General features: G+C 59.5%; 21 protein-coding genes. 13 read left to right on the plus strand and 8 right to left on the minus strand.

The window, feature by feature from the left end; translation table 11 throughout:
• Nucleotides 1–99: 99 nt before the first annotated feature.
• The 5 genes from phnC to KIN_RS15880 all read left to right on the plus strand — a co-directional run bounded on the left by phnC (nucleotide 100) and on the right by KIN_RS15880 (nucleotide 4,763).
• On the plus strand, nucleotides 100–924 hold the full coding sequence (gene phnC / locus KIN_RS15860; RefSeq protein WP_159808823.1) for a phosphonate ABC transporter ATP-binding protein: 825 nt from the start codon (nucleotides 100–102) through the stop codon (nucleotides 922–924).
• A 57-nt stretch (nucleotides 925–981) separates the two neighbouring features.
• The gene (gene phnD, locus KIN_RS15865) at nucleotides 982–1,887 is read left to right on the plus strand and encodes a phosphonate ABC transporter substrate-binding protein (protein ID WP_159808825.1); all 906 of its coding nucleotides are present in this window, start codon (nucleotides 982–984) and stop codon (nucleotides 1,885–1,887) included.
• 90 nt (nucleotides 1,888–1,977) lie between these two features.
• A complete protein-coding gene (gene phnE / locus KIN_RS15870) occupies nucleotides 1,978–2,844 on the plus strand; it encodes a phosphonate ABC transporter, permease protein PhnE (RefSeq protein WP_159808827.1) in 867 nt (288 codons plus the stop codon).
• A complete protein-coding gene (phnE, locus tag KIN_RS15875; RefSeq protein ID WP_159808829.1) occupies nucleotides 2,841–4,142 on the plus strand; it encodes a phosphonate ABC transporter, permease protein PhnE in 1,302 nt (433 codons plus the stop codon). The genes phnE (KIN_RS15870) and phnE (KIN_RS15875) overlap by 4 nt, the downstream gene beginning before the upstream one ends.
• Nucleotides 4,143–4,145: 3 nt before the next feature.
• A complete protein-coding gene (locus KIN_RS15880) occupies nucleotides 4,146–4,763 on the plus strand; it encodes an LbetaH domain-containing protein (RefSeq protein ID WP_159808831.1) in 618 nt (205 codons plus the stop codon).
• On the opposite strand, the gene KIN_RS15885 is transcribed toward KIN_RS15880, so the two are convergent.
• From KIN_RS15885 to phnF, 3 genes are all read right to left on the minus strand, one after another.
• Nucleotides 4,760–5,623, minus strand: a complete 864-nt coding sequence (locus KIN_RS15885; protein ID WP_243144945.1) for a lysophospholipid acyltransferase family protein — start codon at nucleotides 5,621–5,623, stop codon at nucleotides 4,760–4,762. The genes KIN_RS15880 and KIN_RS15885 overlap by 4 nt on opposite strands.
• 46 nt (nucleotides 5,624–5,669) lie before the next feature.
• Nucleotides 5,670–6,851: an alpha-D-ribose 1-methylphosphonate 5-triphosphate diphosphatase gene (locus tag KIN_RS15890; RefSeq protein WP_159808835.1), complete on the minus strand. Its 1,182-nt coding sequence runs from the start codon at nucleotides 6,849–6,851 to the stop codon at nucleotides 5,670–5,672.
• 81 nt (nucleotides 6,852–6,932) lie between these two features.
• Nucleotides 6,933–7,649: a phosphonate metabolism transcriptional regulator PhnF gene (gene phnF / locus KIN_RS15895; protein ID WP_159808837.1), complete on the minus strand. Its 717-nt coding sequence runs from the start codon at nucleotides 7,647–7,649 to the stop codon at nucleotides 6,933–6,935.
• Nucleotides 7,650–7,743: 94 nt separating this feature from the next.
• Here phnF and phnG point away from each other — a divergent pair, with 94 nt between their 5' ends.
• From phnG to phnN, 7 genes are read left to right on the plus strand one after another with little or no spacing between them, the layout of a single operon-like run.
• Complete coding sequence (phnG, locus tag KIN_RS15900; RefSeq protein ID WP_159808839.1) at nucleotides 7,744–8,199, plus strand: phosphonate C-P lyase system protein PhnG; 456 nt, start codon at nucleotides 7,744–7,746, stop codon at nucleotides 8,197–8,199.
• Nucleotides 8,199–8,771 (plus strand): phosphonate C-P lyase system protein PhnH, encoded by a 573-nt coding sequence (gene phnH / locus KIN_RS15905; RefSeq protein WP_159808841.1) that lies wholly within the window; start codon nucleotides 8,199–8,201, stop codon nucleotides 8,769–8,771. The genes phnG and phnH overlap by 1 nt, the downstream gene beginning before the upstream one ends.
• Nucleotides 8,771–9,859: a carbon-phosphorus lyase complex subunit gene (locus tag KIN_RS15910; protein ID WP_159808843.1), complete on the plus strand. Its 1,089-nt coding sequence runs from the start codon at nucleotides 8,771–8,773 to the stop codon at nucleotides 9,857–9,859. Before phnH ends, KIN_RS15910 begins: the two co-directional genes overlap by 1 nt.
• Nucleotides 9,856–10,686, plus strand: a complete 831-nt coding sequence (locus KIN_RS15915; RefSeq protein ID WP_159808845.1) for an alpha-D-ribose 1-methylphosphonate 5-phosphate C-P-lyase PhnJ — start codon at nucleotides 9,856–9,858, stop codon at nucleotides 10,684–10,686. The genes KIN_RS15910 and KIN_RS15915 overlap by 4 nt, the downstream gene beginning before the upstream one ends.
• Nucleotides 10,683–11,453: a phosphonate C-P lyase system protein PhnK gene (gene phnK, locus KIN_RS15920; protein WP_159808847.1), complete on the plus strand. Its 771-nt coding sequence runs from the start codon at nucleotides 10,683–10,685 to the stop codon at nucleotides 11,451–11,453. Before KIN_RS15915 ends, phnK begins: the two co-directional genes overlap by 4 nt.
• A gap of 17 nt (nucleotides 11,454–11,470) precedes the next feature.
• Nucleotides 11,471–12,154 (plus strand): phosphonate C-P lyase system protein PhnL, encoded by a 684-nt coding sequence (phnL, locus tag KIN_RS15925; protein WP_159808849.1) that lies wholly within the window; start codon nucleotides 11,471–11,473, stop codon nucleotides 12,152–12,154.
• Entirely contained in the window at nucleotides 12,151–12,696 is a 546-nt protein-coding gene (phnN, locus tag KIN_RS15930; protein ID WP_159808851.1) for a phosphonate metabolism protein/1,5-bisphosphokinase (PRPP-forming) PhnN, read from the plus strand. The genes phnL and phnN overlap by 4 nt, the downstream gene beginning before the upstream one ends.
• On the opposite strand, the gene KIN_RS15935 is transcribed toward phnN, so the two are convergent.
• Nucleotides 12,672–13,358, minus strand: coding sequence for a DUF1045 domain-containing protein (locus tag KIN_RS15935; protein WP_159808853.1), 687 nt, complete (start codon nucleotides 13,356–13,358; stop codon nucleotides 12,672–12,674). The genes phnN and KIN_RS15935 overlap by 25 nt on opposite strands.
• Before the next feature lie 50 nt (nucleotides 13,359–13,408).
• Here KIN_RS15935 and KIN_RS15940 point away from each other — a divergent pair, with 50 nt between their 5' ends.
• Nucleotides 13,409–14,554 (plus strand): alpha-D-ribose 1-methylphosphonate 5-triphosphate diphosphatase, encoded by a 1,146-nt coding sequence (locus KIN_RS15940; RefSeq protein WP_159808855.1) that lies wholly within the window; start codon nucleotides 13,409–13,411, stop codon nucleotides 14,552–14,554.
• Here the strand turns inward: KIN_RS15940 and xylA are convergent.
• Genes xylA through KIN_RS15960 form a run of 4 tightly spaced genes read right to left on the minus strand, consistent with a single transcriptional unit; the run spans nucleotide 14,551 to nucleotide 19,324 of the window.
• Nucleotides 14,551–15,849, minus strand: coding sequence for a xylose isomerase (gene xylA, locus KIN_RS15945; protein ID WP_159808857.1), 1,299 nt, complete (start codon nucleotides 15,847–15,849; stop codon nucleotides 14,551–14,553). The genes KIN_RS15940 and xylA overlap by 4 nt on opposite strands.
• Nucleotides 15,846–17,282, minus strand: a complete 1,437-nt coding sequence (gene xylB / locus KIN_RS15950; RefSeq protein WP_159808859.1) for a xylulokinase — start codon at nucleotides 17,280–17,282, stop codon at nucleotides 15,846–15,848. The genes xylA and xylB overlap by 4 nt, the downstream gene beginning before the upstream one ends.
• Nucleotides 17,283–18,032 carry an ATP-binding cassette domain-containing protein gene (locus KIN_RS15955; RefSeq protein WP_159808861.1) on the minus strand — a complete coding sequence of 250 codons (750 nt, stop codon included), beginning with the start codon at nucleotides 18,030–18,032 and terminating at the stop codon, nucleotides 17,283–17,285.
• Complete coding sequence (locus KIN_RS15960; RefSeq protein WP_159808863.1) at nucleotides 18,032–19,324, minus strand: sugar ABC transporter permease; 1,293 nt, start codon at nucleotides 19,322–19,324, stop codon at nucleotides 18,032–18,034. Before KIN_RS15960 ends, KIN_RS15955 begins: the two co-directional genes overlap by 1 nt.
• Between the last annotated feature and the right edge of the window lie 3 nt (nucleotides 19,325–19,327).

Raw genomic sequence — 19,327 nt, forward strand, 5'->3', positions numbered from 1 at the left:
CACAGGAGGCGGTCAGGCGCGTTACAATTAATTCGCAAAACTGAGACAATTCTGAAGGCCTGAAATGAGAAGCGTCCCCCAAAAGGAGTTGGGGGATTAATGCTTACGTTAACCAGTCTGACCAAATCGTTCGGGCAGAATGTTGCTGTCGACCGGGCAACCCTGAATTTCGACAGACCCGCAATGATCGGCATCATCGGTCGATCAGGTGCGGGCAAGTCTACCCTTCTTCGCATGTTGAACAGATTGGCGGATGTCACGTCCGGGACGATCACATTTGAGGGTCATGACATCACCAAGCTGTCGGGCAAAGCCAAGCGCCACTGGCAGTCCCAATGCGCCATGATCTTTCAGCAATTCAATCTGGTTCCACGCATGGATGTCGTCTCCAACGTGTTGCACGGAACCCTGAACCGCCGCTCGACCCTTGCGACGCTGTTCAACCTCTATCCGACCGCTGACATTCACCGGGCCATTGATATTCTGGATCGTCTGGGGATCGCCGACCACGCGCCCAAACGCGCCGAGGCCCTGTCCGGGGGGCAGCAGCAGCGGGTCGCTATCGCGCGGGCGCTAATGCAAGAACCAAAGATCATTCTTGCCGATGAGCCTATCGCCTCCCTCGATCCGATGAACGCGCAGGTGGTGATGCAGTCCTTGCGGCGCATCCACGAAGAAGACGGGCGCATGGTCATCGCCAATCTTCATACACTCGATACAGCGCGACGCTACTGCGACCGGGTGATCGGGATGCGCGACGGAAAAGTTGTGTTCGATGGCACGCCCGAGCAGCTGACCACGGGCATGGCCCGCGAAATCTACGGCGCCGGGGAAGAGTTTTCCGAAGCCGCGACCTCTACTGAAATCGAAACGCTGGAGCAGACCGCTGCCCCCCAGAGGCACGAGGTCAAGGCCGCAGTCTGACCCCTTTGCCACAGGCCCGCACAATCCCTTGCACTTCAACTGAGAAAGAAACTGGACATGAAACATATCCTTGCTGCTGCTGTTGCGACAACAGCCCTCGTTGGCGCTGCATTTGCCGATGACGTGATTACCGAGTTTCGTATCGGGATCCTCGGCGGTGAAAATGCACAAGACCGCCTGAACTCAAACGAATGCCTGCGGGCCTACACGGAAGAGGCTCTGGGCGTTCCAACTAAACTCTTCGCGCCTGCGGACTATAATGGCGTGATCCAAGGTCTTGTGGGTGGCACGCTCGACATGGCGTGGCTGGGCGCGTCAGCTTACGCGGCTGTGTATCTGCAAGATCCCGATGCGGTTGAGCCTGTTTTGGTCAAGATTAACCTTGATGGATCCTACGGCTATCATTCCATCGGGTTCGCGCGCAAAGACGCAGGTATCGGAAATCTGGAAGACATGCAGGGCAAGGTCTTCGGGTTTGGCGATCCGAACTCCACCTCCGGCTACCTGATCCCGTCCATCGAGATCCCGCAGACAACCGGTGCCACCATGGACAGCGGTGATTACTTTGGTGAAGTGAAATTCACAGGCGGCCATGAGCAGACCATCGTTGCGGTCAACAATGGCGATGTCGACGGTGGCGTGACATGGGCCGACGGTCAGGGCAATTGGGAAGACGGCTACAACTCTGGCGCGCTGCGCAAGGCGGTTGATGCAGGTCTCGTGGACATGAACGATCTGGTTGAAATCTGGCGGTCCAACCCGATCCCGGAAGGCCCCGTCGTTCTGCGCACAGCGCTGCCAGCGGACGTGAAAGAGAAGATGACCGCGTTGGTTGATGGTCTACACGAGGCCGATGCCGATTGCGCGTACGGCGTCGCTGCGGGTGATAGCCTTGGTTTCGATCCGATCACCCATGAGGCCTACGTTTCCATCGTGGAAGCCCGCAAGGCAAAATCCAACTGATCCCGGACGTTTAGACACAGGAAGGGCAGGGCCTGCGGGCGCTGCCTTTTCATCTTCGATCCTTTTCCTGCGACCAGTTGAAAGACGACAATGGCAGAGCTGACAGCACATATCCCCAGAGACATCCGACAGGTCTACATGGCGCATGTGCGTCAAAAGCGGTTGTGGAGCGGTATCCTGTTGATCCTATTCGTCGTTCTTATGGTCTCGGGCTTTCTGACCGCGAACAGCCGCAACGCGGGCGGCTTTCTGAACGGCCTTCCAAACGTTCTGGATTTTCCAAGCGATGTGCTGGGCGAGGCGTGGGAGCGTGCGCATCTTCTGCCGGGCTACCTGATCAAATATCTTCCATCTCTGATCGAAACCGTGAACATCGCAGCCGCCGCAACTCTGATTGGCGCTGTGTTCGGTATTGTCCTGTCGCTTCTGTCCACGCGTGGTCTGGCCCCGGCGGGCTGGGCCATTCCGATCATCCGGCGGTTCATGGACATCTTGCGGGCCGTGCCCGAGATCGTCGTCGCGTTGGTTTTGATCTTCCTTCTGGGTGGCGGCCCTGTACCGGCCATGATCGCCATTGCGCTGCACACGATGGGCGCCTTGGGAAAGCTATTTTCCGAGGTCAACGAGAACGCATCGCTCAAACCGGTCGAAGGGCTTCAGTCCGTGGGGGCTCGCTGGGGTCAGCGCATGTGGCTCGGCGTGATCCCGCAGGTGGCGCCGAACCTGCTCAGCTACGCCCTTCTGCGGCTTGAGATCAACATCCGCGCCTCTGCCATCCTCGGGTTTGTTGGGGCCGGTGGGATTGGCTATGACCTGCGCAATACCATGACGTGGGGCCAGGGTAAGTTCGACGAAGCGGCCGCCATTTTCCTGCTCCTCTTCGTCACGATCATCGTAGTGGATCAGATCTCCAGCGTGGCGCGGGACCGCTTGACCCACGGGAGGGCTGCATCATGACCGCCCAGACACTCAAATTCGAGGCCGAGCGGAGCTTCTCTCGCAAGCGGCTTGTGGCGTTCGGCGTTCCCGCCCTGATGATCGCATACCTGACCTACATCTTTTTCAGCTTCGACATCGCCGGACTGGCCGAGCGGGCCAGTCTGAAAAATGCGCAAACACTGGTTGCTGACAGCTACAGCTATAAAACCCACGTGGAACGGGACAATCGATCCGGCGAGATCAAGATCGCCATCGAGGGGGAGCGGAAAGGCGAATATCCGTCCGGCACAGCGCCGTCCTGGGTGGAACTGGGCGACAGCACTCGCATTGATCTGGGCGGCGGGCATGTCATAACCTTCGGCGAAACAGCCGTTCGTTACGAAATACCTGACTACGGGGTCATCCGTGCAGATCCCGGACGCGGCGGCGTCAATGCGATCCTGCCAACCGAGGATGTTCCGGACTGGATCAGTGTCTCGAAGAACCGCTTGGCGGTGACGACCGATGCGGGTCGGCTGACTGTTACGCGTAATCGCGCCGAGGTGTTTCGCTATTTCCTCGGGTGGGAGCTCTTTTTCTTTACGCTCGACAGCCCTTATCACGGTATGCCGGTGTCGGAACTGGCCTATCGGGCCAGCGCCGGGGAGCTCAGCGAGATCCTCAACGCGATCTGGACCAACACCATGTGGCGGCACAACGATGTCGCCTGGGCCATTTTCGAAACGATTCTGATGGCCTTTCTCGGCACCATGGGCGCGGCGTTGATTGCATTGCCTCTTGGGTTCTTGGCGGCAAAGAACTTCACGCCCCTCGGTGGTCTGCGGTTTGCCGCGCGCAGGCTCTTTGATTTCTTACGGGGCGTTGACGGTCTGATCTGGACGATCGTTCTGTCCCGCGCGTTCGGTCCCGGACCGCTGACGGGCACGCTGGCGATCCTGCTGACGGACACCGGGTCCTTCGGAAAGATGTTCTTCGAGGCGCTTGAGAACGTCGACGGCAAACAAATTGAGGGTGTCCAATCAACCGGTGCAAAGCCGTTACAGCGGTACAGGTTCGGGGTGATCCCGCAGGTCACACCCATCCTGCTGAGTCAGGTCTTATACTATCTGGAATCCAACACCCGGTCCGCTACCATCATCGGGGCGATCACAGGCGGTGGCATCGGTCTTCTTCTGACGCAAGCCATCATCACCCAGAAGGATTGGGAAGAGGTCACCTACTACATCGTGCTGATTATCATCATGGTGATGGTTATGGATTGGGTGTCAGGTTGGCTGCGGCGCCGTTTGATCAAGGGCGATGAGGGCGGTCACTAGGATATGGCGCGGCTGACGGCAGATAAGCCCTTTCTGCATGAGGACGTCACAGTTCATGACGTCACGTATGGCGGTTTCGTTGAGATCGGGCGGGGCACGCGGATGTCCAACGTTGTGATGGGCGATTATTCGTACTGTGACCGATATTGCGACATAGCGAATGCCCGGATTGGCAAGTTCTCAAACATTGCCAGCTTTGTGAGGATCGGAGCCACCGATCACCCGATGGAAAAAGCGAGCCTGCATCATTTCCACTATCGCTCCGATGACTATTGGGATGATGTTGCGGCAGATTTGGATTGGTTCGCGCACCGCGCCAGTCGGTTGGCCGAGTTCGGTCATGACACGTGGATTGGCCACAATGCGCAGATCAAGCCAGAGGTCACACTCGGTCATGGGGCCGTGGTGGCCTCAGGTGCTGTCGTGACGACGGACGTGGCGCCTTACACCATCGTCGCGGGCATCCCTGCACGCCCGGTTCGGGATCGGCTGGATGCAGAAACGGCAGATCGAATGACGAAGCTTGCTTGGTGGAATTGGGATCATGACACGCTGCGGTCACGGCTCAAGGATTTCCGGTCCATGACGGCCGCTGCGTTTCTCGACAAATACGAGGCTTAGGACGCGAGTTTTTTCACAAGAGCAGAGGTTTTGACAAGCGACACGCTTGGATCCTTTGCGTCGTTCAAAGCCAGCGTTGCGCGGCGCAGCACGTGGATTGCGTCGGCGGATTTGAGCGGCAGCGCTTTGGGTGAAATCGCTTCACCTACAGTTATCTGGAACGGCTGTCGGTCCTTGTTCAGGGTCTCATGGAACAGCGTGATGTCGCGCAAGGTTGGATGTATGAGGTCCAGCATGTAGAAGAGTGCCGAGTTGCGCGCCTGAATGTGCATGGGAATAAGGGGCACATCGAACTTGCGCGCAATCATGGCGGCCGACGCCATCCAGTCCCGCTCGAACAGGCGCAATCCACGCCGTTTCGCGAGACGCCCAGCCGGGAAAATCACGCCAAGTCGGCCAGCTTTCAAGGCTGCTTCAGTTTGTTCCATCGTTTCGCGGGTCTTGGCATGGCTGCGCTTGTCGTGGCGCCACTCGACCGGCAAAATCAGGCTCTCCATTTGGGGCAGAACCTTCAGGATGTCGGAATTCGCATAAATGAACAGATCAGGCCGCAGAGGAGCCAGCAAGTGGTGCAAAATGATGCCATCCGCAATCCCGGTCGGGTGGTTGCAGATCACCATCGCAGGACCGCTTCGCGGGATCCTGTCCAGACCTTGCGCGGCGACATTACAGGCCAGCATATCCCCCATCGCGCCCATGATCTGATCCGTGGGCAAATGCTTGCAAACCTCGGCGATCTCAAGCGTCCGGTCATAGGACAGGACACGCTCGATCAGAGGGCGCGCCAGCTTGGCACGCAGCGACGACCCGAAGAGCCACGGGGCGCGTTCCGCGATCAGGGGATCAATGCGATCTCTCATGTCTGGCAACATAGCACAGTTGAAAGAAGTTCTGCCGGCACCGGCATCATTCCGCCGCCATGGATATCGCGGGGTTTGAGCGACCGACCCGCGATGCGATTTCACCTGATAGATGCGTCCAGCGTCCACCCGCCATTGTCGCCTCCACGATCCTGCTTTCCTTGTTAATTATGGTCAGATCTGCGCGTTTTCCAGTCTCGAGCGTTCCTCGGTCCGACAGTCCCATAATCTGTGCAGGCGTGGCAGAAATCATGCTCCACGCCTGCGCCAGGGACATCACCCCTTCATCGGCGAGCTGGAACGCTGCCGCGCCGAGGGCTGGGTAGTAGTAATCGGACACGAGCGCATCGCAAAGGCCGTCGCGGATCAGAGAGATGGCGGCGATATTGCCCGCCTGCGATCCGCCGCGCACGACATTGGGAGCACCCATGAGAACCGGGTCACCATTGGAATGGGCCACGCTGGCCGCAGTGCCGGAGGTGGGAAACTCGCAGATTTTCGCCCCGATCATCGAATAGCACTCCCGCGCCTGACCATCGCCGTCATCATGGGAGCCATACTTGATCCCGAGGTTTTCGAACGCCGTCGCGAGGTTGCACAGATAGCGGGGGACCCGCGGTTCCATCGCTTTGCTGGCGTGGACCAGCGCCATATGCTGTTTGACGGACCGTTGCGCGCGTACCGCCCATGCCTCGATCCGGTGGGGCGTGTCTTTTGCTGTTTCAATCGCTTCATCGAGATGATTGTTGAAAATGACGTAGCCCACATCGAACGCCCGCAGGGCTGCGATCAGGCGTTCCTCGGTCTCGACCGTATGTGTCTCGCACCTGATCTGGACGCGTAGATCCGTCAGTTGATGGGGGCGGTAGGCCTGATGCGCCGTCAGAAACGTCTCGGCGTAGTCAGGGCTGCGCGCGCCCCCTTCCCAAGACCAGCTCTGCGCCATCCACGCCGTTGTCACGCCACAGGCGGCGGCGTCACGGTCGGTTGAAACGAGACCGGTTTGGAACGGAAAGTGGGCTGTTGGACGCGGGGCGAGATGACGCTCGAACGCATCCCCGTGAAGATCGATGATACCGGGCAGGACGAAGTAGCCGCTCAAGTTGATCTCGGTGCCGCGGGTATCAGTGATTTTTCCGTCAGCTACGTTTAACTCGTGATCACTCAAGACGGCGTCGCGTAAAATTTCTGCGCCGGTAAATCGCAGGTGGGGAAAAGGGTTTGTCATAAATCCGCTCCGCCTTTTGTTTTTACTCACTTTACCGCGTACCGCTCAGATATGACCCGGGCGTGACAGAAGATGCGGCGGTCAAAGGTCAGAGATCGTCAGCGTCACCCGGTCCCCGGCAAACCACGTGCGGCCAAACTCCACCGGCCTGCTATGGGCATCAACATTTATCCCAACGCTGCGCAAAATCGGCGCGCCTTCGCTGAGCCGGAGATGAAGCGCCTGTGTTGCGGTGGCCCGCGTCGCAGTGATCCGGGTCGAGGCACGGGTGTAATCGGCGACGCCTTGCGCGGACAGCGCCGCTGTGACTGACCCGCTGTCTTTCAGAAGCGCAGGCAGATCCGGGAAGCGGTCCGCAGGAAATATACTCTCGAACAGGGCAATGGGCTGTTCGTCGGCGTAGGACAATCCCTCATAGATGTGGACGACTGATGTTGTGGGGATATCCAGCCTATCCGCTTCATGTTCGGACGCGGCTCGGGTCTCAATCCGCAACACCTCCTTGGCGGGGTCGCGGCCCGCCGCGCGCAGGTTCTGGTGAAACCGCACCCGACGGCCGATGGGATAATCCGTGGGCGTCGACGCTACGAAGGCACCAGCACCGCGCCGCGTATGGATCAGACCTTGCTCTGCCAGATCGCTGAGACCCCGCCGGACCGTATGTCGATTGACGCCAAAGCGTGCGGACAGCGCAGCCTCAGTGGGTAACTTATCACCAGGCACGTACTGGCGCGACGCAATCTCTCGCGTCAGCGTATCCGCAATGGATTTCCAGATCGGGGTGCGAGGGGCGGTCATGTCATGGAAGTTTCATCAAACTAACGGTTGAGATCAGGTGCGCGGATCGGTATATATTTGTCTAGTTGTATAGACAAGCCCGTGAGGTGTCTAGATGAAGCCCGGCCAAACTGATCAAGATGACCGCAAAGCTTGGCTGGGTCTTCTTGCCAAATCCCCCGCAGCAAAACTGGCTGAGCTTTGGGCCGCGGTGGATGCTATTTCAGACTACAAGGTGTTGCGTGCGCCTGAGATTGGCGCCGTGATGGTGCGCGGCCGGGCAGGGGCCGTCGGTGCCCAGTTCAATCTGGGCGAGATGACCGTCACGCGGGCCTCGGTCAGGCTGGCAGGCGGCGCTGTCGGGCATGGTTATGTGCAAGGGCGCGACAAAGATAAGGCGCTGGTGGCAGCCCAGATCGATGCGCTGATGCAGACCGATCAGGCTGACCACATTCAGAAAACGGTACTGGATCCGCTGCGTGTGCATATGCAGGCGACCAAAGACAAAAGGGCCCGGAAGGCTGCTGCCACAAAAGTTGATTTCTTCACGCTCGTCCGGGGGGAAGGCTGATGGAGCCAGACGTCTTGGAGGGCGGGTTCTGCAACGCGCCGATTGACGCGGCCTATGCGTTTCGGGCCGCGATGAACGCAATGGCACGACCGGGACAGATCGAGACCGTGGCAGGCGCTCAGCCGCCGGGTCCTCTGTCCGTCTCGGCGGGCGTTGTGATCCTGACCCTCTGCGATCCCGAGACACCGATATACCTTGCTGGCGATCACAATTGTACGCAGGTCCGCGACTGGATCACGTTCCATACGGGCGCGCCAATGACTGGTCCCGCTGACGCGATCTTCGCACTTGGGAAGTGGTCGGATTTGGTGCCCCTCGATCAGTACCGCATCGGTACGCCGCGGTATCCCGACAGATCGGCAACGGTGATCGTAGAGATGGATGAGTTGTCGAACGCGGGTGAAACTCTGTCCGGACCTGGCATTGAGACGGCGACCAATCTGTCCCTTCCTGACAGGCAGAGATTCCAACAAAACGCGACGCTCTATCCCTTGGGGCTCGATTTTTTCCTGACGGCAGGCGACCGGCTTGCGGCTCTTCCGCGGACCACCAAGATTGCAGGAGTGTCCTGATGTATGTTGCTGTAAAGGGAGGGGAAAAAGCGATTGATGCCGCACATGCGTGGCTGGCAGAAGAACGACGCGGTGATCTGTCGGTTCCAGAGCTGTCCGTGGCGCAAATACGCGAACAGATGTCTTTGGCCGTCAACAGGGTGATGGCAGAAGGCTCGCTCTATGATCCGGATCTTGCGGCTCTCGCGATCAAGCAAGCGCGGGGGGACCTGATCGAGGCGATTTTCTTGATCCGGGCCTATCGCACAACGCTCCAACGGTTCGGTGGGTCGAACCCGGTTGATACAGGCGAGATGAGCTGCGACCGCCGGATCAGTGCGACATTTAAGGACGCCCCCGGCGGGCAGGTTTTGGGGCCGACCTTCGACTACACCCACCGACTTCTGGATTTCAAACTGGTCGCGGATGGCGCTGTCGACCCAGCCGACGAGCGCGCGGTCGAGACGGAAACGACGCCCCACATCATGTCCTTTCTGAATAAGGAAGGTCTGATTGAGGACGATGTTGCGACGGACGGCGCCACGCCCCCTGACCTGACGCGGGAGCCGCTGGAGCTGCCCGCTGACCGCTCGCTGCGTCTGCAATCCCTGACCCGTGCCGACGAGGGCTTCATTCTTGGCATGGCGTATTCCACTCAGCGCGGCTACGCCCGGAACCACGCATTCGTAGCTGAGCTTCGCGTCGGAACCTGCTGTGTGGAAATGGAAATCCCTGAATTGGGGTTTGCCATCGAAATAGGGGAAGTTGAGGTGACCGAATGTGAGACGGTCAATCAGTTTCAGGGGTCGAAGACCGAACCACCGCAATTCACACGCGGCTACGGGCTGGTGTTCGGGCAGACGGAACGCAAGGCCATTTCCATGGCGTTGGTGGATCGCGCCCTGCGTTGGGCGGAGTTGGGCGAAGACAACGTGGGCGCCCCGGCGCAGGATGAGGAATTCGTCCTTTACCACTCCGACAATATTCAGGCGACAGGCTTTCTGGAGCACATCAAGCTGCCCCATTACGTCGATTTTCAGTCCGAGCTTGAACTGATCCGCAAACTGCGGCGGACCCCTGAGACCCATATGACGGAGGCGGCGGAATGAACGAGTACAACTTCGCCTATCTTGATGAGCAAACCAAACGGATGATCCGGCGCGCCATCCTCAAAGGGCTTGCCATTCCCGGTTATCAGGTGCCGTTTGCGAGCCGCGAGATGCCGATGCCCTACGGTTGGGGCACCGGTGGCGTTCAGGTCTCTGCAGCGGTGCTGACGCCCGAAGACACGTTCAAGGTAATTGATCAGGGTGCAGATGACACGACCAACGCCGTGTCGATCCGTAAATTCTTCGAGAAGACGGCCAACGTTGCCGTAACCGAAGAGACGGGTGAGGCAAGTGTGATCCAGACCCGCCACCGCATCCCGGAACAGGTCCTGACCGAGGACCAGATCCTCGTTTATCAGGTGCCGATCCCGGAACCCTTACGGTTTCTCGAGCCGTCTGAGGTCGAAACCCGCAAGATGCATGCGCTCGAGGAATACGGCTTGATGCATGTGAAGCTTTACGAGGACATCAGCCAGCACGGCGCCATCGCGACCGCCTATGCGTATCCGGTCAAGATCGAAGGCCGCTATGTCATGGATCCTTCGCCTATCCCGAAGTTCGACAATCCGAAGATGGAAATGGCCGCGATCCAGTTGTTTGGGGCGGGGCGGGAGCAGCGAATCTATGCGTTGCCGCCATACACGAAAGTCGTCAGCCTCGACTTCGAGGATTTCCCTTTTGAGGCCTCGAAAGCCGATCAGGTCTGTGGGGTGTGCGGCGCCGAGGACAGCTACCTGGATGAGTTAATCACCGATGACGAAGGCGGGCGGATGTTCGTGTGCTCTGACACGGATTACTGCCGTACCCGTCAGGGGAATATTACATGAGCCCGCTTCTGCAAGCCACTGATATATCAAAGTTCTATGGATCTCGGGTTGGATGCCAGAATGTGTCGTTTGATCTTTATCCCGGTGAGGTGATGGGCATCGTCGGGGAGAGTGGATCCGGCAAGACCACGCTTCTCAACTGTCTCGCCGGTCATCTTAAACCTGACACCGGTGCGGTCTTGTTCGACACTCGCGCGGATGGGATGCAAGATACGGTTAAAATGTCGGAACCGGCGCGTCGGATGCTGTCCCGCACAGATTGGGCCTTTGTCCACCAGCACGCGCGCGATGGGCTGCGAATGGGCGTCAGTGCGGGGGGCAACGTAGGGGAGCGGTTGATGGCGGTCGGCGCTCGCAACTACGGCCAGATCCGGGCCAAGGCGACCGATTGGCTTGACCGCGTCGAAATTCAGGTGGACCGGATTGATGATCGTCCCGCTGCGTTCTCAGGTGGGATGCAGCAACGGCTTCAAATCGCGCGCAACCTCGTGACAGGCCCGCGGTTGGTGTTCATGGACGAGCCGACCGGTGGGCTTGACGTCAGCGTTCAGGCCCGGCTTCTCGACCTTCTGCGTGGTCTTGTGCGGGAGATGGAGTTGAGTGCGATCATTGTGACCCACGATCTTGCGGTCGTCCGGCTGCTTGCGGACCGATTGATGGTGATGAAAGACGGCCATGTGGTGGAAGCAGGGCTGACAGATCAGGTGCTGGATGATCCACAACATGGCTACACGCAACTGCTCGTCAGCTCCGTTTTGCAGGTATGAAATGGGAGGGTGATCCGATGATCCGTGTTCAAGATGTTCACAAGCGGTTTGTTCTGCACAATCAGGCGGCGACCGAGGTCGCCGTGATGGCGCGCGCTTCGCTGACGGTTGAGCCCGGTGAATGCGTGGCCTTGACCGGCGCGTCCGGCTCCGGAAAATCTACATTAATGCGAATGGTTTACGGAAACTACCTCACAGATCACGGCCATATTTTTGTGGGCGATCTGGACGTCGCGACCGCCGCGCCTCGCGAAATTCTGCAACTGCGCCGGGCGGGCTTGGGCTATGTCTCGCAATTCCTGCGCGTTGTCCCGCGCGTACCCACACGGGAGGTGGTTGCAGAACCCCTGTTGGCGCTTGGCGTCGGGAAAGAGGATGCGTTCGCGCGCGCGGAGGGGCTATTGGCAACGTTGAACATTCCCAAGGCCCTCTGGGCGCTCAGCCCGACGACGTTTTCGGGCGGCGAGCAACAGCGGGTCAACATAGCACGTGGTTTCGCCCATCACTATCCAGCTCTTTTGCTGGATGAGCCGACCGCAAGTCTGGACGCCGCAAACAGGGAAGTGGTGTTGAAATTGATCGAGGAAGCCAAGGAAAAAGGCGCCGCGATCCTCGGCATTTTTCATGATGAAGCTGCACGGAACACGGTGTGTGACCGGATCGTCGATGTGACGGCGTTCACGCCCCATCTTGCCGCATGACCGGGCGGTTTATCGCGGTTGTCGGGCCCTCGGGCGTTGGCAAGGATACGGTTATGGCCGCCTTGGCGAAGGCGGATCCGCGCCTGCACATCGTACGCCGTGTCATCACCCGCGATCCCGAGGCCGGAGGGGAAGAGTTTGACGCCGCGACTGTCGAGGAATTTAACCGGATGGTTGCCGACGACGCGTTTGCCTTACATTGGGGCGCTCACGATTTGAATTATGGTATCCCCGCATCCGTCGATGATTTGCTTAGGGAAAACGACGCGCTGGCGAACCTGTCGCGTGGCGTTCTGGACCAGGCGCGGATGCGATTTGACGACGTCTTAGTCTTGGCTCTGACGGCCGATCGGGAAGTTCTGGCAAGGCGACTGGCCGCTCGTGGCCGGGAAAGTGCGCCTGATATTGCGAAACGCCTCGACCGCGCGGGTTGCGCACTTCCGTCGGATATCGAGGTCATCACCATCGACAATTCCGGTCCGTTGGAAAACACGGTATCGCACGCGATCAGCGCGCTTTATCCCGAGAGCGTATATCGATGAATTTCATGAAACATCCCGGTGGTGTCGGATCCCGCCAAGGTGAGGCTTTTGACCGCGAAGGGCTTTGGCAAAATGGGCGCTATTGCCGCCTCCAGAGCCAACCGCACCGCCGCGTTGTCTTCTTCGAGCAGACGTCCAGTCAGCGTGATGTGAAAGCGGAATTCTTCCATGACATAGGGATACCCCCAACGTTCAAGATGTCGGTTTTGCGCGGACGTCAGTCCGGCGGCCCGACGGCGCGCCAACTCATCGGCAGAGGGTGGGGCGCGGTGGTTGTCGAGCTTCTTCACACAGGTCCCCGCCAAGCGGCCCAGATTGGCGGTGTCGCCCTCGGGGACCAGGGCGACGAAGTGGCCAAGCTCGGCGACTTTCAACCCAGCCAGTTCCACCGGGGCTTGTGTGGCGCAAAAGGTTGCGATGTTCGCTTGGAGGTCACCCATCGTGGTGCCGTTGGCCAGATAAAAAGGGGGTTTGATTGTTCCATGCAGACCGTATTTGCGCGGCGTCGCGGTGATTTCGCTCACAGGGCGTGGAAGCCCCTCCAGATCCGGGTGCGCCACGTGGCAGCCCCGCGCCATATCCCACCCCAGCCATGCGGCGCCGAAGTCGGCCAGGGGCCCCGGTTCCGGCGTGACGTAAATTGCGTATCGTTCGAAGGACATCGCGCAAGCCTTTCTTTTACAAACACTTCTCATAAGACTGTGACCGCGGCATGACAAACAGAGTGATCCTCGCCAATGCGCAACTTGTATTGCCGGACGAGGTCGTGCAAGGCGCGGTTTCCGTCGAGGATGGGCGTATTGTCCAGATCGACACGGGTACGACACACGCGGATGATGCGATTGATTGCGACGGCGATTACATCGCGCCCGGCCTCATAGAGTTACACACGGACAATCTGGAACGTCATATCACGCCGCGCCCGAGGGTCGATTGGCCTCACAAGGCCGCGATCATTGCCCATGACGCAGAACTTGCGGGAACCGGCATCACCACCGTTTTCGATGCGATCCGCGTTGGCTCTATCGTGTCAGATCACAACGCGAGATACAGCAAATATGCCCGGCAAATGGCGGATGAAATTCTTGCGATGCGCGCGGCCGGGGCGCTCAGGATTTCGCATCATTTGCATCTGCGCGCCGAAATCTGCTCCGAGACGCTGCTGGAGGAGATGGAGGAGTTCGGCGACGCGGATCGGGTCGGGATTGTCTCGCTCATGGATCACACGCCGGGCCAGCGTCAGTTTCGGGATCTCGTTAAGTTCGAGGATTACGTTTGTGGCAAACACGGTCTGTCGAAAGAGGGGTTCGGCGAATATATCGAGTTTCTCTATGGCCTTCAAGAACGGCTCGGCGCGCGCCACGAAGCCGGTGCGGTGAAAGCCGCTGCGCGCTATGGCGCGACCTTGGCCAGCCACGATGACACAACGGCGGAACAGGTCGCCGTTTCTGCTGGGCATGGTGTTTCCATCGCTGAGTTCCCGACGACTGAAGAGGCGGCCGTAGCAAGCCGGGACAGTGGCATCGGCATCATCATGGGTGCACCTAATCTGGTACGGGGTGGGTCTCATTCTGGGAACGTGGCGGCGCAGGACCTCGCGCAGTCCGACCTGCTGGACATTCTGTCGTCAGACTATGTGCCCGCCGCTTTGTTGCTGGGGGCCGTAAGGCTCGGCGAACTTTGGGGCAATATGGCGCGCGGGTTGGCCACCGTCACCGCGGCACCGGCGAGGTATGTGGGGCTGAGTGACCGGGGACGGATCGCTGAAGAAATGCGGGCGGACCTCACTCGCTTTCGTGTGGTCGGTGACGCGCCCGTCGTACGTGGTGTATGGGTCGAGGGCCGGCGTGTCGCCTAGGTCAGGTACCGATTGACCAGATTTTCGAGCCGTTCCTGCTGGCCTGAGCGAGGTTGAGGATTGATATTGTCCTCGATCACGCGGGTCGCGATATCGTCCAGATCCATGCCGTCGAGGACGTCGTCGTCATCCCATCCGGCGTAGCGAGCGACGCGCGCTTTCTCTAGAACGCCTTCCTCCAGCATTTTAGCGGCGGCTTTCAGTCCCGCTGCGCAGACATCCATGGCGCCGATATGGGCCGCGATCAGATCTTCAGGATCAAGGGATTGGCGGCGGAGCTTGGCGTCGAAATTCGTGCCCCCGGTTGTAAACCCGCCCGCCTTCAGAACCTCGTAATAGGCAACAGCGACCTCCGGGACGTTGTTGGGGAACTGGTCGGTATCCCAGCCGGATTGGTAATCATTGCGGTTCATGTCGATGGAGCCGAAAATACCAAGCGCCGCCGCCATGGCCAGCTCATGCTCAAAGCTGTGGCCCGCCAGAATGGCATGACCCTGTTCGATGTTAACCTTGACCTCATCCTCAAGCCCGAAATCCTTGAGGAAGCCGTAAACGGTCGCGACGTCATAGTCGTATTGGTGCTTAGTGGGTTCCTGTGGCTTGGGCTCGATCAGGATGGTGCCTTCGAAGCCGATCTTGTGTTTGTATTCCACAACCATCTGCAGGAAGTGTCCTGCCTGATTGCGTTCCCGCGCGAGGTCGGTGTTCAAAAGGGTCTCGTATCCTTCGCGCCCACCCCACAGGACGTAGTTTTCGCCCCCAAGCGCGTGGGTCGCATCAATACAGGTTTTGACGGTCGCCGCAGCAAAGGCAAAAACCTCCGGATCGGGGTTGGTCGCGGCGCCGGACATGTAGCGGCGGTGAGAGAAGAGATTTGCCGTTCCCCAGAGAAGTTTCGGGCCACCAGCCTCCATTTTCTGGCCAAGATAGTCCACCATCTCTTCGAGGTTTTTGGTGTTCTCCTGAAAATCGGCACCTTCTGGCCGGATATCGGCGTCGTGGAAGCAATAATATGGCACACCCAGCAGCGCGAACATCTCGAAGGCCACATCTGCCTTCAGCCTGGCAAGGTCCATACCGTCGCCGAACCACGGCCGCTCAAAAGTCTGGCCACCAAAGGGATCACCACCGGGCCACGCGAAGGAATGCCACCACGCACATGCAAAGCGCAGGTGGTCTTCGAGCCGCTTGCCCATGACGACCTCGTCCGGATTGTAATGCCGGAACGCCATTGGATTTGTGCTGTCGAGCCCTTCGAACTGAGCCGGGGCGATGCCTTTGAAGAAATCAGTCATGAGAGGGTCCTGAGCGCTGAATAGGTCGATCTGTAGCGGATATGGGCTTCGGCGAACGCATCTTTGTGCTGCGCCTCTGGCTCCAATGTTTCCGCGATTTTGGGGGGCGTGGCAATCGTCAGGTCGTTGGACACGGCCATCATACCAAGGCGGGCTGCCCCGAAGGCTGCTCCGAAGTCGCCTGACACCGGGACAGCAATGGGCACGCCAAGACAAGTCGCCAATGTCCTAAGCCAGACCCGTGAGGCTGACCCACCGCCCACGGCGATCAGGTTATTGATCTGCGTGCCTGTTGCGGCAAGGGCATCAAGGTTGTCCTTCAGGGCGAAACTGACGCCTTCCAAAACCGCGCGGGTGCCTGCGGCTGTGTCCGTCTCGTTTTGCAGTCCGATCAGGGCGCCGCGAATGCGCGCATCGTTGTGGGGCGTCCGCTCCCCGCCGAGATAGGGCAGAAACAGCGCGCGTCCCGGTGCGGCAACGCCCTCCAGTGCACCGGTGAGCGCGGCGGGGGTCTGTCTCACCAGCCTGCCATACCATTCCAATGCGTCTGCGGCGGACAGGATAACCCCCATCTGGTGCCATGTGTCTGGCAGCGCGTGACAGAAGGTGTGCACTGCTGTGTCGGGGGCAGGAGCGTAGCGTTCCGTCGCCGCGAAGATCACGCCGGAGGTTCCCAGCGATAAGAAAGCCTGACCCGGTTTCGTCACGCCCACGCCGATTGCAGTGGCCGCGTTGTCCCCGCCGCCGCCTGCCACGGGAATACCTGCGGGCAAACCCCAGTTTGACGCAAGTTCCGGTCGCAAGGTCCCCGAAACCGCCGAGCCTTCGACAAGCGATGGCATATGGGCGCGCTCCAGTCCGGTGGCTGCCAGAAGATCGTCGGACCAGTCGCGTGCACCCACGTCGAGCCAGCTTGTACCCGCCGCATCTGACATCTCGGACACAGCCACACCTGTCAGCCAGAGCCGCAGGTAGTCCTTGGGCAGCAAGACCTTGTCCGTCGCGGCAAAGACATTAGTCTCGTTGTTCTTGACCCAAGCGAGCTTGGGGGCGGTAAAACCCGGGAATACGATGTTGCCGCTGACGTGCCTAAACTGAGGATCGGCATCCATTCGGGCAGCTTCCGCATGGCTGCGGGTGTCGTTCCACAGGATGCATGGGCGCAAGACGTCGCCCTTGGCGTCGATCAGCGTGGCCCCATGCATTTGGCCGGAAAGTCCGATGGCTTTGACCGCGGACATGTCAATCTGGCTGCCAAGCGCGGCCATCACGTCGCTGGTCGCGCTCAGCCATTCCGCAGGCGATTGCTCGGACCAGCCCGGATGTGGACGGGCGACGGTCAGGGGCGCGCGGGCCTCGGCCACAAGCTGTTGGGCGTCGTCAATGACCACTCCCTTGATGCCTGACGTGCCGAGATCCAGCCCAAGATACATCTAAGCGGCTTCCTTGGGGTTTTTGCCAAGGATGATCATGGACAGAATGTCATCCTCTGTTACATCTTCCACCCGCTCTGTGCCGACCAAAGCGCCGTTTTTCATCACGGACACCCGGTCGCAGAGATCCAGCATCTCGCGCGTATCGTGGGAGATCAGGAAAATACCCAGACCCTGCGCCTTCAACTCCTTGATCAGGTCGGCGACCATCTGAGTTTCGTGGACACCCAAAGCGGCGGTCGGCTCATCCATGATCAGGATCTTGGCGTTGAAATAGACCGCACGCGCGATGGCCACGGACTGCCGCTGCCCGCCGGACAGGGCCGACACGGGTTCGCCCAGTTTTTTGAAGTTGGGGTTGAGCCGGGCCATGATCTTCTTGGTCTCGGATTCCATCTTTGCTTCATCGACAAATCCGAAAGCCGTCGTAAGCTCGCGACCCAGAAAAAGGTTTGAGGCCGCATCGAGGTTATCGGCCAAGGCCAGCGTTTGATAGATTGTCTCGATATTGTAGCGGCGGGCGTCGCGGGGGCTGTTGATTTCAGCCTTTTCGCCGTCGATCCAAATTTCCCCACTGTCTTTCTGGTAGGCCCCGGACAGGATCTTGATGAGGGTAGACTTGCCCGCGCCGTTATGGCCCAGAAGGCCCACAACCTCGCCCGGCATCAGATTGATCGAAACATTATCCACGGCGCGTACGCCGCCGAACGAGATCGAGATATCCTTAAGATCTACGAGAGGAGTGGCCATTACTTCGCCCCCAGACGTTTACGGTAGATGATATCGACAAGAACGGCGACCACCAGAACGGTGCCCACGACGATGTTTTGCAGCGGTGCATCAACGCCCACCATCGCCATGCCCGATTGCAGGGATTGCATGATCAGCGCACCCAAAATAGCCCCGTGGATCGTTCCGATACCCCCTGACAGGGCGGTTCCGCCGATGACGGCTGCCGCGATCACGCGCAGTTCGTCCAGCGTGCCGATGTCGTTGGAATGATTGGTCAGCCGAGCCGAGGCCACAACTGCCGAGATGGCACAGAGTGCGCCCATCAAGGCGAATACCTTGACCGTCAGCAGGCGTGTGTTCACGCCGGACAGCTCTGCGGCGTCGGGGTTCCCGCCTGTGGCGAAGATGTAGCGCCCCAATCGGGTCTTCTTGGCAATCACGGTCATGCCGATGGCAATGGCAATCAAGAGCAGCACCGAGATGGGCAAGCCGTACGCGGCGGTAAAATCGTCAGGCAGTGTCTCACCTCGGGCTTCGAACAGACGCCGCAGGCGACCGCGCGGAATTTCGTAGGAGTTCAGGATCGCGATGAACCCCAGAACGGCGGTGGCGATTATGCCTGCATTCACAAGCTCGGCCCACATAGGTTTGACTGGGAAGTCATGGGCAATCTTGTTGCGACGCGCACTGAAGAGCGCCCAGATCGCAGCAACCACCGCGAGGATCCCTATGATCCAGCTCCATGTTGTGCCGAGGGTGCCGTTGATACCGCCAAACTGCATGAAGGTTGGGTCGAGCGGACCAATGGTCTGGCCGTTCGTAAGATACCAGCCCACATTCCGCCAGATCAGCAGGCCGCCCAGCGTTACGATAAAGGCAGGGATTGCCAGATAGCCGACCATCCAGCCCTGAAAGGCGCCGATCAGCGCGCCTGCGGACATGCCGACGGCAATTGCGATCCACGGGATGGCGGGGTGGCCCAGCGGCAAGCCCACCAATTGTGGCAGATAGGCCGTCTGCGTCATCGCCATAATTGCAGAGCAGGTGGCCAGCAGCGCCCCGCAGGCCAGATCGATGTGGCGGGTGACGATGATGAACACCATCCCGGTGGCCATGATTGCCACGGAAACGGTCTGGATCGTCAGGTTGAAGATGTTGCGCGGCGTCAGGAAGCGCCCGTCTGTCAGGACGTTGAAGACCAAACAGACAACGATGAATGCGCCGACCATGCCCAGAAGGCGGGTGTCGATCTCAAGCGCCTGCAGCGCGGATCGTTTGGGCGCAGGTGTGGATTGGGTTGCATCTGACATGGG

The sequence above is a fragment of the Litoreibacter roseus genome (assembly GCF_009811795.1).
Classification (GTDB): Bacteria; Pseudomonadota; Alphaproteobacteria; order Rhodobacterales; family Rhodobacteraceae; genus Litoreibacter; species Litoreibacter roseus.

What these genes read in the sequence shown, in the direction of transcription:
- phnC (WP_159808823.1), top strand. Translation starts at nt 100, where the DNA reads ATGCTTACGTTAACCAGTCTGACCAAATCGTTCGGGCAGAATGTTGCT.
- phnD (WP_159808825.1), top strand. Translation starts at nt 982, where the DNA reads ATGAAACATATCCTTGCTGCTGCTGTTGCGACAACAGCCCTCGTTGGC.
- phnE (WP_159808827.1), top strand. Translation starts at nt 1,978, where the DNA reads ATGGCAGAGCTGACAGCACATATCCCCAGAGACATCCGACAGGTCTAC.
- phnE (WP_159808829.1), top strand. Translation starts at nt 2,841, where the DNA reads ATGACCGCCCAGACACTCAAATTCGAGGCCGAGCGGAGCTTCTCTCGC.
- KIN_RS15880 (WP_159808831.1), top strand. Translation starts at nt 4,146, where the DNA reads ATGGCGCGGCTGACGGCAGATAAGCCCTTTCTGCATGAGGACGTCACA.
- KIN_RS15885 (WP_243144945.1), bottom strand. Translation starts at nt 5,623, where the DNA reads ATGAGAGATCGCATTGATCCCCTGATCGCGGAACGCGCCCCGTGGCTC.
- KIN_RS15890 (WP_159808835.1), bottom strand. Translation starts at nt 6,851, where the DNA reads ATGACAAACCCTTTTCCCCACCTGCGATTTACCGGCGCAGAAATTTTA.
- phnF (WP_159808837.1), bottom strand. Translation starts at nt 7,649, where the DNA reads ATGACCGCCCCTCGCACCCCGATCTGGAAATCCATTGCGGATACGCTG.
- phnG (WP_159808839.1), top strand. Translation starts at nt 7,744, where the DNA reads ATGAAGCCCGGCCAAACTGATCAAGATGACCGCAAAGCTTGGCTGGGT.
- phnH (WP_159808841.1), top strand. Translation starts at nt 8,199, where the DNA reads ATGGAGCCAGACGTCTTGGAGGGCGGGTTCTGCAACGCGCCGATTGAC.
- KIN_RS15910 (WP_159808843.1), top strand. Translation starts at nt 8,771, where the DNA reads ATGTATGTTGCTGTAAAGGGAGGGGAAAAAGCGATTGATGCCGCACAT.
- KIN_RS15915 (WP_159808845.1), top strand. Translation starts at nt 9,856, where the DNA reads ATGAACGAGTACAACTTCGCCTATCTTGATGAGCAAACCAAACGGATG.
- phnK (WP_159808847.1), top strand. Translation starts at nt 10,683, where the DNA reads ATGAGCCCGCTTCTGCAAGCCACTGATATATCAAAGTTCTATGGATCT.
- phnL (WP_159808849.1), top strand. Translation starts at nt 11,471, where the DNA reads ATGATCCGTGTTCAAGATGTTCACAAGCGGTTTGTTCTGCACAATCAG.
- phnN (WP_159808851.1), top strand. Translation starts at nt 12,151, where the DNA reads ATGACCGGGCGGTTTATCGCGGTTGTCGGGCCCTCGGGCGTTGGCAAG.
- KIN_RS15935 (WP_159808853.1), bottom strand. Translation starts at nt 13,358, where the DNA reads ATGTCCTTCGAACGATACGCAATTTACGTCACGCCGGAACCGGGGCCC.
- KIN_RS15940 (WP_159808855.1), top strand. Translation starts at nt 13,409, where the DNA reads ATGACAAACAGAGTGATCCTCGCCAATGCGCAACTTGTATTGCCGGAC.
- xylA (WP_159808857.1), bottom strand. Translation starts at nt 15,849, where the DNA reads ATGACTGATTTCTTCAAAGGCATCGCCCCGGCTCAGTTCGAAGGGCTC.
- xylB (WP_159808859.1), bottom strand. Translation starts at nt 17,282, where the DNA reads ATGTATCTTGGGCTGGATCTCGGCACGTCAGGCATCAAGGGAGTGGTC.
- KIN_RS15955 (WP_159808861.1), bottom strand. Translation starts at nt 18,032, where the DNA reads ATGGCCACTCCTCTCGTAGATCTTAAGGATATCTCGATCTCGTTCGGC.
- KIN_RS15960 (WP_159808863.1), bottom strand. Translation starts at nt 19,324, where the DNA reads ATGTCAGATGCAACCCAATCCACACCTGCGCCCAAACGATCCGCGCTG.